Origin of the sequence: Apibacter sp. B2966, from assembly GCF_011082485.1 — a bacterium.
GTDB lineage: Bacteria > Bacteroidota > Bacteroidia > Flavobacteriales > Weeksellaceae > Apibacter.
This window is the reverse complement of record NZ_CP049714.1, coordinates 891,354-905,353: the sequence shown is the minus strand read 5'-3', so window position 1 is coordinate 905,353 and position 14,000 is coordinate 891,354. Positions and strand designations below refer to the sequence as shown.

General features: G+C 27.7%; 9 protein-coding genes. 3 read left to right on the top strand and 6 right to left on the bottom strand.

Annotated elements, in window-relative coordinates; all coding sequences use genetic code 11:
* On the top strand, positions 1–885 hold the full coding sequence (locus G8C43_RS03810) for a GRP family sugar transporter (RefSeq protein WP_160564087.1): 885 nt from the start codon (positions 1–3) through the stop codon (positions 883–885).
* A gap of 182 nt (positions 886–1,067) precedes the next feature.
* Here the strand turns inward: G8C43_RS03810 and pncB are convergent, their stop codons facing one another.
* Entirely contained in the window at positions 1,068–2,237 is a 1,170-nt protein-coding gene (pncB, locus tag G8C43_RS03805; RefSeq protein ID WP_160564085.1) for a nicotinate phosphoribosyltransferase, read from the bottom strand.
* A gap of 164 nt (positions 2,238–2,401) precedes the next feature.
* Between pncB and pncA the strand changes: the two genes are divergently transcribed.
* The gene (gene pncA / locus G8C43_RS03800) at positions 2,402–3,001 is read left to right on the top strand and encodes a bifunctional nicotinamidase/pyrazinamidase (RefSeq protein ID WP_166004294.1); all 600 of its coding nucleotides are present in this window, start codon (positions 2,402–2,404) and stop codon (positions 2,999–3,001) included.
* A 2,460-nt stretch (positions 3,002–5,461) separates the two neighbouring features.
* On the opposite strand, the gene G8C43_RS03795 is transcribed toward pncA, so the two are convergent.
* The 5 genes from G8C43_RS03795 to G8C43_RS03775 form a co-directional block, all read right to left on the bottom strand.
* The gene (locus G8C43_RS03795) at positions 5,462–6,646 is read right to left on the bottom strand and encodes an MFS transporter (protein ID WP_166004292.1); all 1,185 of its coding nucleotides are present in this window, start codon (positions 6,644–6,646) and stop codon (positions 5,462–5,464) included.
* A gap of 1,149 nt (positions 6,647–7,795) precedes the next feature.
* A complete protein-coding gene (locus tag G8C43_RS03790; protein WP_166004290.1) occupies positions 7,796–8,272 on the bottom strand; it encodes a CYTH domain-containing protein in 477 nt (158 codons plus the stop codon).
* A gap of 67 nt (positions 8,273–8,339) precedes the next feature.
* On the bottom strand, positions 8,340–10,214 hold the full coding sequence (locus tag G8C43_RS03785) for a glycosyltransferase (protein WP_166004288.1): 1,875 nt from the start codon (positions 10,212–10,214) through the stop codon (positions 8,340–8,342).
* Between the two features lie 45 nt (positions 10,215–10,259).
* Entirely contained in the window at positions 10,260–10,889 is a 630-nt protein-coding gene (locus G8C43_RS03780) for a 4'-phosphopantetheinyl transferase family protein (RefSeq protein WP_160541985.1), read from the bottom strand.
* 54 nt (positions 10,890–10,943) lie between these two features.
* A complete protein-coding gene (locus G8C43_RS03775; protein ID WP_160541986.1) occupies positions 10,944–12,002 on the bottom strand; it encodes a nucleoid-associated protein in 1,059 nt (352 codons plus the stop codon).
* A gap of 376 nt (positions 12,003–12,378) precedes the next feature.
* Here G8C43_RS03775 and G8C43_RS03770 point away from each other — a divergent pair, with 376 nt between their 5' ends.
* Positions 12,379–13,971 (top strand): peptide chain release factor 3, encoded by a 1,593-nt coding sequence (locus tag G8C43_RS03770; protein WP_105297977.1) that lies wholly within the window; start codon positions 12,379–12,381, stop codon positions 13,969–13,971.
* Positions 13,972–14,000: the final 29 nt, after the last annotated feature.

Below are 14,000 nucleotides of genomic sequence, written 5' to 3'. Positions count from 1 at the left end.
ATGAATATTACAGACTTTTTAATAGCCTGTATTCCTATTTTATCTTGGGGTTTTGTTCCCGTTATAGCTACCCTTATAGGTGGAAAGGTTATAGAACAATCATTTGGTATTGCAATAGGGAGTTTTATATTTGCTTGCATTATATATGCCATTAAACATCCTGCTTTAAATCTTCATATTATAGGAATTGGAATCGTATCCGGATTATTTTGGACAATCGGATCGGTAGGTCAATTTATGGGATTGAAATATTTGGGAGTTTCAAAGTCAATGCCCATATCCAATGGAACTCAGATCATTGGTACTTCTATTTTAGGCGTATTTTTAGGAGATTGGTCTACTCTTAATTCAAAAATATTTGGTTTTAGTGCTTTAGCGTTAATTATTTTAGGAATTATTTTTACTTCATATAAGGAAGTAATCGAAAATGATGATGCTAAAAAAATAAATTGGAGTAAAGGAATTTCAGTTAATTTATTATCTTCCTTAGGTTTTACATTGTATGTTGGTATTTTAAAATACTATAATATTGATAGTTGGTCGAGTCTTTTACCTCAATCTATAGGCCAACTACTTGGTATTAATATTATAGCATTTTTATATTTCAAAGTAAATCCCTATAATCTTAATTCTTTGAAAAATAGTGTTGTAGGGGTGGTGTGGGCTATAGGTAATTTAGCTATATTGATTTCTCAAATGAAATTAGGATTATCAGTAGCCTATCCGGTTGGTCAAGCATCCATTATTGTCTCAGTAATTGCAGGAGTTTATTTTAATGAAGAAAGAAAAACCAAAAAAGAGTGGATATCATCTATAATTGGTATGACTGTGATCGTGGTAGGATTATTTTTTATTTATTTGTCCGGCGTATTCGATAAATCCTAAGTTAGGAATTGATATATTAATCTTTTTTGAGGCTTTTAAGAATCAATTACTCAATTCTCTATTATTGTAATTGAATTTTAAATGTATTAATTTCTCAAATATAAACCAATGGTAATTATATTTATACCCTATATAAAATATAATTTAATAATATATAAGTTTTAATTAGATAGAAATTACAATCATATATTTTCATTTAAACCTAAGGATAATTTGCTGAAATTGATTTCATTCTCATCTCCTGTATTTTTACCTAAAACATCAGATAGCTTTACAGCATTTAAATAATCATCAGAAGGTTTTTCTTTTACATGAGTTAATTTAATTACCATATTAAGAGGCTTAACACCCACGTCATTAGATAAGTATGTTCCGATGCCATAAGTGTCATGGATTCTGTCTTTGACATGTTCTTTTATTTTTTTAACCTCATTTAAATTTAATGAATCACTAAATACTATAGTTTTTGAAGAAGGATCGATTCTATTTTTCTTATAAAAATCGATAGTTTTTTCTGTAAACTCTAATGGATCTCCACTGTCACAACGCACTCCGTCAAATAATTTTGCCAGTTTTAAATTAAAAGATTTAAAAAATGATTGTGATGTATACGTATCTGTTAAGGTAATACCCAGACTTCCCTGGAAAACATCCACCCAAGCTTCTAGAGCTTTAATGTTAGCTGAGCGATAACCGAATAAAGCTCCATGGTACATAAACCATTCATGAGGCATAGTGCCTATTGGAGTTGTATTATATTTCATGGCAAGATATACATTGCTGGTCCCTTTAAAATATTTATCGGAATTTTCCTTTAATACTCCTACAACTTTATCTTGAACGTCGAATGAATATCTTCTACGAGTACCAAATTCAGAATAATCGGCTTTTAAATTTTTAAGTCCAATCGCTTTTTCTTTAGCTTTAATTTCAATATCTTTTGGCTTTGTGCCGATCATTTCAAAATACAATTCCGATATCATAGCCATAAGCGGAACTTCCCATAAGACAGTTCTATACCAATATCCTTCAACATACAAGTTTAATTTACCGCCTTCTTGGGAAATATGAACTTCATCAGGATTGTATCTGTACCCTTCTAAAAAATCTACAAAAAACGGATCTAAAAAATAGCATCTTTTTAAAATAAAATTTTTTTCATCATTAGTTAATTTCAAACTAATCATTTTATTTATTTCTTCTTTCAGTCTTTCTGCAAAACCTTTTGGAAAATCATCTTTTCCTCGATTTATAAAGTCATATCTAACATATGCCCAAGGATATAATTTTTGAATGGCATGCATTACTGAAAATTTATATAAATCGTTGTCTGTAAAATGCTTAATTATCATAATTAAAATATGTTTTCTAAAAAGGTATTTGTCAAAGTTACAATTTTTATGATTAAAACTATTATTAATAAGCCATTTAATTAATAAAACCTTTTGTTTTTATCGAATATAAGATAAAAATAAAAAGATTATATTTATCGGATCAAAAACAATATAGGGTTAAAATGAAAGCATTAATAGTAGTTGATATTCAAAACGATTTTCTTCAAGGAGGAAGCTTAGCCGTACAAGGGGGTAATGAAATAATTCCCATTATTAATTTCATTCAGGAAAAATTTGATTTGGTCGTTGCTACTCAAGATTGGCATCCCAAAGGACATAAAAGTTTTGCTTCGCAACATAGTAATAAAAGCGTGTATGACAAAATTGATTTAAATGGTATAGAGCAGGTTCTATGGCCGGATCATTGCGTTCAAGGCACTTTTGGAGCCGAAATATCTTCGGAACTGAATCAAAATAAAATAGAAGCGATCTTTAGAAAAGGAATGAATACTACTATTGACAGTTATAGTGGTTTTTATGATAATGGAAAATTAAAATGTACAGGTTTAGGAGATTTTTTAAAGGGGAGAGGGGTGAAAGAAATTTTTGTCTGTGGATTAGCGGCTGATTATTGTGTATACTTTACAGCCAAAGATGCTCTGGAATTAGGATTTACATCCACTATTATTGAAAATGCTACAAAAGCTATTGATGTATCAAATTTTGAAAATATTAAAAGAAATTTTATACAAAGTGGAGGTAATATTATAGAAAAAATATAACAATAATATTTTTAGAGTTATTTTTAAATTAAATACTAGTATAAGTATATATACTATTGATTTTATTGTTTTATTTAATCATAATAAAAAACCCCGTTATAGAACGGGGTTAAAACTAACTACTATGAAAATTCACTGCCTTATGAACATTTATAGTAAGACAAATTCCATGCCATAAAATTTCAACTAGTTAAATTATTATAAATTATATGTTTTTATATGACTTTTAAGATAATTTTTAGTGAATACATTATTTTTCTTTTTAAAAATAAATATGAATTAACGTTTTTTGATCTAATATGTTATAAAATTTTCCATTTTAAATTATTTCAACAAATATTTATTTAAAAGAATAATATGAAGCATATATTGGAAAAATAGTAATATTCTGTATTTAATTTATTAATAAAGTTGTTCTCAAATTAAAAAGAACGGGATTTAAAAAAACTTATCTTAAATCAAACTTATTATTCAAATGTATTTTTTTAGCTGATTAATTTGATAATGAATTTAGTTAAAAATAATTTTTCTGGTAATAAAAAAGCCCCGTAATACGGGGCTTAAAACTAACTACTATGAAAATTCACTGCCTTATGAACATTTATATTAAGACAAATTTCATGCCATAATATATGTGTTTTGTTTATTTAATTGTAATAATTTATTGATAATAAATTTGTAATTGAAATAATATAGTTTAAATAAAGTACTAAATAAAGAAAGTCCCACTAATGATAGTGGGACTTAAAACTAACTACTATGAAAATTCACTGCCTTATGAACATTTATATAAAAACAAAATTCATGCCATAATATTTGTGTTTAATTTATTTAATTGTAATAATCTATTGATAATAAATTTGTAATTGAAATAATATTGTTTGAATAAAGTGCTAAATATAGAAAGTCCCACAAATGATAGTGGGACTTAAAACTAACTACTATGAAAATTCACTGCCTTATGAACAATTGTTTAAAGGCAAATTCTATGCCATAATAGTTATATTTAATTTATTTATATATTATAAATATGGTAAAATTTTATACGTTATGAAATAATATATCTTATTGATTACTTTAAATAAAAAAAGTCTCACTACTTAAAGTGAGACTTAAAACTAACTACTATGAAAATTCACTGCCTTATGAATAATTATTTAAAAACAAATTTCATGCCATAATATAAAATCATATAGTAGTAATATATTATAATTTTACTAATATTATTATATAATTAAAATAATATATTGATAAAATGTATTAAATAAAAAAAAGTCCCGCAAATGAATGCGGGACTTAAAACTAACTACTATGAAAATTCACTGCCTTATGAACAATTATTTTAAAACAAAATTCATGCCATAATTTCATGAAATTATTATTTGTATATAATATTTATTTTAGAATAATTTAATGGTATAAAATGTTTGGCATGATATAATTATATAAGATAAAATTTTGATTAAGATAATAAAAAAGCCCTATTAATAATAACAGGGCTTAAAACTAACTACTACGAAAATTCACTGCCTTATGAACATTTATAGTAAAACAATATTTGTGCCATTGAGTTGTGCAAGTAATTTATAAATTTTAAAATTTAATGTTTACTACTATGAAAATAGTAATAATTATATCATAAGGTGTTTTGTAAAATAAATACTATCAATATTTTAAATATATAAATAAAAAAACCCCATAATTAATGGGGTTTAAAACTAACTACTACGAAAATTCACTGCCTTATGAACATTTATAATAAAACAATATTTGTGCCATTTAGTTGCGCAAGTAAATTAAATATTTTAAATATAAGGTTTAAAATATCCTTAAAAAATTATAATTGAATGATGAGTATTGTTAAAATATAGAATTAATGTTTTGTATTAAATAAAAAAAGTCCTATTAAAATTAAAGGGCTTAAAACTAACTACAACAAAAATTCACTGTCTTATGAACATTGGACTTGCGCACTCAATAGTGCAGGTAAAGCCTATTGATTTAAAAATTGAAGCAAAAGCCTGCCAAAAACTTCTCCAAACACTAAAGAAACAGTACCTAAACGCATTGATGCAGGACTTGGGCAACTGAATATTGGCTATTTTGGACAACGAGTTAAATCTACTTGCCAATTACTTGAGCCGTATACCCATTTGGATATTGCTGCCAGTTTATTAAAATAGCACTATAAACCCACTAAAAACTGATTAATATCTAATGGTCGTTATCATCGAGCAGCCGAGGGTAAGGCCGTAGTATATTATCAACAGCAAGTAAAAATCCATCCGGATCGTCTTTTATATCTAGATATTAATACTATTTCCCAGAAATTATAGTCAGGAGAATAGATATTGCCTTCATTTTGCTTATACGTAACTTGATTTATTTTGTAAACAATAAAAATTGAAAAAGTAACTTATTTCAGCTGTTCACTAAAAGAGGGTTTGAAGCGAATACTAATTAAGTAATGTTACTAATTCTTGTTTTCCATAAGATAAATATGGATATACCTAGTAATGGAATACATATTAAATTAACTAGTTGCCAGCCATATAGGTACATTAAAGCGCCGGCTGAAAATGAAGCAACAATATTACCTGTATATACAAACAATGAGTTTAATCCTTGAGCTTTTGTTTTCATGGCTGGACTGTATGTTTTGGTCAATAGAAGTGTTCCGCCATTGAACATAAAATTCCATCCTATACCGGATAATCCGAGTTCAATCATATAAATTTCAAGAGTTTGGTTAGGTAATAAAGTTAATAAGCAACCTAATGCACTACTTAAAACTCCGATGGTAACTAGCCCCTTAAGCCCAATGATTTTCACTAAGCTAGGATTAAAAAAGGACGGCAAATACATCATAATAAAATGTACCTGCAAGACAATGGATGAAGTCGTTAAAGCAAAGCAAGATTTATGCAATGATAATGGTGCGGCATTCATGGTTAGAGTCATTACAGCAAAAGCAATAGTACAAATAATACTAATCTGAATAAAATTCGAGCTTAATAAGTTATGAATGTGATCTGGTGTTTTAACTATCTCTGAAGTAGGGTTAACCGTACGTCCTAAATCACTGGAAAGGAATAACTGTGATAAGGCTAAACAAACACAAACAGCAATGATAGCTACAAAAGAACCAGCATAGGGTACCGGTGAAAATAACTCGGAAAAGTGACTACTGAGAAAAGGACCGGCAATACCACCTATTACTCCGGCCCCCATTACAACAGATATCGCAGAAGCATGCTCCTTCGGGTTTTTAGCAGCATCGATTGCAGCAAACCGATAATATTGACCAAAAGCACTAAAAATACCTAATAACAAAGCTCCTAAGACGAGTACATAAAAATGATTCAACAACAAAGCTATACAGCATATTATTCCACCTAAGATTCCTACACCGGCTTTAAACATAAAACCACCTTTACGACCGAGTATTCCCATCAACCATGAAGCAGGATATATCATCAATAAAGTACCAATAACTGTAGCAGTTACTGGAAGTGTGCTAAGTGAAGGATTCGGTGATAAATATGAACCGGAAAGGCTTGAGACGGTTGTTAGCATCGAAACAACAGTTGTAGTTAATGCCTGACCCACAGCCAACACAATAATATCTTTCGATGGTAGATGCATAATATTTACTCCTTTTATATAAAATTGATTTAATAAATTGATTATTTTTATTCAATTATGTATATTATTTAAAGCTTCATTTATTAACTCTTCAGTTGGTATAACTCCCGGCTCAACCATACATAATGGCTGTTGTGAACCAACTAACCAATCAAATAAAAATATGATTCACCTGACTTAAGCTGAACAGGAACAACATTATTACCTATATTAAACTCTGCATAGATTTCATAAATAATATCTTTGGATTGAAGACAATCCAACAAAATATGTTGAGACACTAGGCCTTAATATAAATAGTTGGTTTATCTTTTAATCTCGTTTTTCATGTACTGTTAATCTTAATGTTTTTCTACCTGATAAGTTAATAATGCCGGAACTTTCATTATTTGAATCCATTATATGTAAGGCAATATATTTATGAATTGATTTCCAAGCTACATTTTGTATAAAAGAAATAGCATCTTCTAGAACCTCTCATTTTCGAACTGTGCCGACCATTCGATTTGGTGGCGATTAATTATTAAACTATTAATTTAGAGACTCTAATTAATTGATTACAAGATAAAAAACTAACCATTGTATCACTGATGTTTGCAAATTAATCTCGTGAGGTAATTGATATCTAAAGGTTGGCGATGGATCAAATAGCTTATCCCAATTAACCTTTAGTAGAATTATATCAAACTTTGCTGCAACATTTCATTAATTACATTGGAAAGTACTTTCTTTTCACCAGCAATAACAGAATGACTATTTCCTCCCACAACACTGGAATATGGTACAAATTTGATAATGTTTTGGTTAGATATATTAGACAAAATTTATGCCATTATACCATTATAAATACTTAATATAATATAAATTCGGGTGAGTTTAAATTGTAAAAGGCAACTATTAATTGTCATTCTATATAAATCAGTATAATATATTTATTATGTTTCTATGATTCAATATACTATTTCTGAATATAATTTTTATTTAAGTTTTTAATTAAATAATTATATTAAGAGTAACAATTAAAATATTAAATAAACACACTTTAAATATTCTTGTATTATTAGCAATTTCTATGGTGATTGATAAATTATTAAATAATTTAAAATTTAGGTTAATAAATTTAATTGTAAGATTATTTTAAAATAAAAATTATTTATTATCCCAATTTTTATAAGGATTTTTCATAAGCATTGAATTGTAATATCTGGGATCGTCTGTGACTTCTTTTCCTAACCAATCCGGTTTCTCAATAGTTTCATTTTCATCATCTAATTCAATTTCTGCAAGGATTAGTCCTTCATTCTCCCCGTAAAATTCATCTACTTCAATTATTTTGTTTCCAAAGGGAACAATATATCTTTTTTTATCTATAATACCTACTTCACATAATTGTATAAGTTCATTAGCTTCTTCTTTTGTGATTTCCTTTTCCCATTCAAATCTGCTTATACTATTTTTTTTATTTGAACCTTTAATGGTTAAAAAACCTTGATTGTCTTGGATTCTAACACGTACAGTTCTTTCAGGTATTGAAGATAGATATCCTTGTTTAATTTGTAAACTTTTTATAGCCTTCGATTTAAATTCTCCTGTAATTAAATATTTCCTTTCAATTTCTTGTCCCATAGGATGTAATAAACAATTTAATTGAATATATCATTTGTAAATTATAAAAAAATACAAATTTTTGAAGTTAATTTTTATTCTTTTTAGCTTTCCAAAGTTGATCTAAATATTTATATCTGTCGGAAACATATTGAGAATACATTTTAGAAATAATATATCCCTCTTTTCCATCTAAAAAACCAAATTGAATAATATAATGATGGAGAAAACGATATATAGGTTTAATATGGTGATGTAGAAAATTTGATTTTTTACCCTTTTCAAATAATTCTTTTGCCTTTAGTCGAGAATATTTATCTAACTTATCTAAATATTTTTTTTCAGAATTAAAAGAATAATGGTCCAATCTGTTTTTTAAATATCCCGGTTCGGTTTTACATTCTATTTCTTCATGAACAAGTTTACTGCTTTTATATAGGGATTTATCTTTTTTAAATAAACGTATTACTTTATCATTCTTCCATCCGCTATGTTTCAGGAGTTTGTCTTTAAAGTAAAAATTTCTTTTTATCCAATAGGCGTCTTTAGGGTTAGGGGAATTTACAGTATTTAAAATTTCATTAATTAAAGGAGTGGGGATATGTTCGTCTAAATCAAAAAAGACAATCCATTCATGTGTTGCGCGTTCAATGGCAAAATTCTTTTGATTAGTGAAATTATCAAATACTCTTTCAATGAAAATTACATTAGGATATTTTTTGAAAAGTTCCTTAGTTTTATCTGTGCTAAATGAATCCACTACAATTATCTCATCGGCAAAAGAAATATCTTTCATAAAACGATCTACATTATCTTCTTCATTATAGGTAATACATAAAGCGGTAATTTTTGGTTTTTTGCATTCAATATCTTGAGGTAAATCAGAATTCGTTTTATCTATACTTAAAATATTTTGTAAATAATGATCAATTTTACTAAGTAACATTTTCGGTTTCATTAGTTTATAAAATGGTTCAGGCTTACGTAAGATTTCTTTAAGAGGATATTCCGTATAAATTTCAGGATATATATCCATAAGATGAAAACTTTTATGAATAAGTAAATTTTCATAGCATCCCCAATCTTTTCTGAACTTGTGCGGGGAAAAAATTGAAAATGTGGGCTTTTGTATAGCCTTTGCAATATTAACAGCTCCTCCCTCATTGGCTATCAGTGCATTGCAATTAGATAGTATGGAAGCAAATTCTCGAATATTATTTCCAAGAATGGAAGTAAATATTTTTTCTTTATGTACAATTTCTTTTAAAAGATCATCCGCTTCTTTTTGTTGCTTAGGAATATAATTGAATAAAATATCTATATCATAATGTTTTAATAAGTAATTGATTAACTCCGCCATATACGATAGAGGCCAAGATTTTTTTAAACTGCTTCCCAATATACCAACCATTAGGACCGGTTTAGTAAAACTGACTCCGGAGCTGATCATTAATTTTTTAGCATTATTAATTTCTTGCTCGGTTAAAAATATTTCAGTTTGAAAATCAATTTTAGTAATATTATTTATAAAAGGAGAAAGTAAAAGGCATCTATTTTCAATGGAAGTACAATGGATAAATTTTGGAAATTTTTCCTCTACAAACACATCCGTATAAAAATATTTAAAAAAAGGTTTATCAAAACTAATTCTCCTTTTAGCTTTAGAAAACAACGTTATGAAACGACTTTGTAATTTAGCGTAAGGATCTAAAAGTATATCATATTTCTCATTTTTAATATATTTTGTATACTTCCATAAAACAGAAAGCTTTTTTAACTCAATATCATCAAACTCAATTATTTTGTCTATATAAGGATTGTTTTGAAGGATATATATAGCATTGTTGTAACAAAAAAAATGAACTTCGATAGTTGGAAATATTTTTTTTAAATTTTTAGCAAGTACACTGGCTACTAAAACATCCCCGATAAATTTGTTTTGTATAATTAATGCTTTCTTCAAAAATATAATATTTAATAAAATAGTTCGGCAAAATTAGAAAAAAAATCATTCATAATTAAGAACATAGGTCATATAATAATTATTTATTTTCTTATAGTAGGCATAATATTTAACACTCGCTTTTTCATCAATAATCCAACATACAATAGGTTTATCACTTTTCAATTGAAAGGGTTCTACTCTATAGTGATTTAAAAAAGACCATAAGTTTCCATGGTGTATTTTATACAGGGCTTCTTTTAATCCCCATAAAATATGATAATAGTCCTTTTCTTCACCTTTTGGTATGAATTCAAATTCATCCTTTCGAATAAACTTGTATTTTATGGTATTAATTTTTTCATCTCTTTCCAATTCAATATCAACTCCAATATTAAAAGACGAAGCACCAACACAGACTACTCCGTGTGAATGAGATACGGAAATATTGTAAGTTCCTTCAACATAGGGTTTACCTTCTTTAGTGTATTTTACAGTACTATCTAAACCTAAAGCCATTAAACAAGCTCGTAATCCCAAATATTCTCGTTTTCTTTTAGGTGTTAAAGAATCATATTTACCTTGTCTTATGTTATCTAATTTTAATATCCGTAACAATTCTTCATTAGTTTCACTGACTTTCCAAGTAACTATTCTCGTAAAATAATCAGGTATAATAAAATCTACAATAGGCATTTAAGATAATTTAAATAGATTAGTAAGTAAATATATAAAATTATAATAATTCTCTTATAACTCTGAATTGTAAAATACTTTGTAATAAAACATTTTCTTTTCTTCATCATACCCTTGCTCTAGAAAATCTTCGGAAGCTTCGGGTCTGTTAATATCCAATTTAATTTGAATATATGTATCTAATTTGATATCAGTTTTAATTTTTCTTTTTTCCCTTGCTAAAGCATTGGTGGAAACATCAAAAATTTCCGAAAATTGAACCCCTGAATTTTCTGAATAATCTTTTTTATATGATTTGAATTCATCAACCATATCATAATTTTCCAATAATTCCTTCTCTAAAATTTCTTCAGTTATCGTTTCGTTTTCATTGAATACTTGAAGACAATTACTGATAAATTCAGTTTGAATTTTTTTTCCTTTTTCCTCAAAAATTACTTGTTGTGAAAAATCAGATAATAAATTAATGTAATTTTTAGTCTGATACGAATCATCTTTAATATAATCTACTTCCAGAAATGACTTTTTCCAATATTCGGATTCTACATGAGCATCATCATGTACCAATATTTTATAACCACTTTCTTTATGTGTATTAAGTATTAAACAACTCTTATCAATGGATGAATCTAATCGAAAACCTTTCTGTATGGCGCATTCAACAATGTCAGAATGTTTAAATCGAAGAAATTTGTTTTTATTTTCTAATTTGAATATTCCGATGCCGGAAATTTTAGACTCCTGTCCAATATCAATATCATTGAATAAAGCAATAAAAATTTCGCCTTTTTTAATTTGTGGGTGATTGGATCTTTCATAAAGATGATCTAAAACTTTGTCTGAAAAACTTACAAAATCGATGGCATCTTCAAAAACATCTTTACATAAAGAATATAAAATATTAAAATTTATGTCTTGGGTATAATGAGTAAATTCATAGTATTCCAAATTTTTTTTAAAAGGTGAAAGGAAATAGGGTTGCATAGCCTCTTCCTCTTTTTCATTTAAATGAAATAAATCACCGGCATAAATGTTTTTTTCTTCACGTAGTTTATTACCGGAAAATTGTAAAGTTAATTTGGAAATTACAGCATGTTTTAAATTAATCGTCATAAATTTGCCTGATAAGAATTACAAAAGTAATTCATTTAAAAATATCAGTAAATAATATTCATTACTAATTTATTTTGATTAATGAAATAATGTAATTTACTCAAAACAAACTCCTTGTTCTAAAATAAATTAGTGAAATCCAAAATCTAAAAATCTTATATTCATTTAAAATGATATCAATATATTTTTAGAATTCAGTTAAAACTATTTTAAATAAAAATATTTATGAATAAACTTTAATATTCTTCTAAAAAATTTGAATTGGATTTTTATTAATTATTTATCTTATTCATTACAGAAATTCTACAAAAAACTAATCAGTTACATTAAAATTAGAAATTTTAAATAGTTTATATTTGCAAACATTTAATAAAATATGGGAACCACTCTAGAAAAAGAAATTAAAAGAAGGAAAACTTTTGGAATTATATCCCATCCGGATGCTGGTAAAACAACCTTAACAGAAAAATTACTTTTATTTGGTGGAGCGATTCAAGAAGCAGGAGCTGTAAAAAGCAATAAAATCAAAAAAGGAGCAACCTCAGATTTTATGGAGATTGAAAGACAAAGAGGTATTTCGGTTGCTACTTCCGTATTAGCCTTTGAATATAAAGGAAAAAAAATAAACATATTAGATACACCCGGGCATAAAGATTTTGCCGAAGATACCTATAGAACACTAACTGCCGTAGATTCAGTAATTGTAGTTATAGATGTAGCCAAAGGAGTTGAAGAACAAACCGAAAAATTGGTTCAAGTTTGTAGAATGAGGAATATTCCTATGTTGGTATTTATCAATAAACTCGATCGCGAGGGTAAAGATGCATTTGATTTATTAGATGAAGTTGAACAAAAGTTACAATTAAGGGTTACACCATTATCTTGGCCCATCGGTATGGGATTAGATTTTCAAGGAATCTTTAATATGTGGGAGAATAATTTTAAATTCTTCACCGAAGAAAAAAAACAAAAAGTAGGAGAGAGTATTGAGATTAAAGATATAAATGATCCAATAGTAAATGAGCTTATTGGCGACCAAGCAGCAGAAAATCTAAGGAATGAACAAGAATTAATACACTCGGTTTACCCAAAATTTTCAAAAGAAGAATATTTGAACGGAACCTTACAGCCGGTATTTTTCGGTTCCGCATTAAATAATTTTGGAGTTCAGGAATTATTAGATGCATTCGTTGAAATTGCACCCAATCCGCTACCTAAAATGAGCGATATACGATTAGTTAAACCGGAAGAAACGAGTTTTACGGGATTTGTATTTAAAATTCATGCCAATATGGATCCTAAACATCGGGATCGTTTAGCTTTTGTAAAAATTGTATCCGGAACTTTTAAACGAAATACCAATTACCTGCATGTACGTCAAAATAAAACCATGAAATTTAGCAGTCCTGCAGCTTTTTTTGCCGATAAAAAAGAAGTTGTGGAAGAAAGTTTTCCCGGAGATATTGTTGGTTTGCACGATACCGGTAATTTCAGGATCGGTGACACCTTAACAGAAGGAGAAAAATTAAATTTCAAGGGAATTCCATCGTTTTCACCGGAACATTTCCGTTATATAAATAATGAAGATCCTATGAAAACCAAGCAGTTGGCAAAAGGTATTGATCAATTAATGGATGAAGGAGTTGCACAATTATTCACGTTGGAAATGAATAATAGGAAAATCATAGGAACAGTGGGTGCGCTGCAATTTGAAGTAATACAATATCGTTTAGAACATGAATATTCAGCAAAATGCAGTTATGAACCAATTCATATACATAAAGCATGTTGGGTGGAAACAGAGGATGAAAAATCATCGGAATTTTTAGAATTTAAGCGGGTGAAACAAAAATTCTTAGCTAAAGATAAGTTTGGGCAATTAGTCTTCTTAGCTGATTCAGCATTTAGTATAACCATGACTCAAGAAAAATTTCCATCGGTAAAACTTCATTTTACGAATGAATTTTAGGTAAAATATATAAAAAACATTGTAAAAGA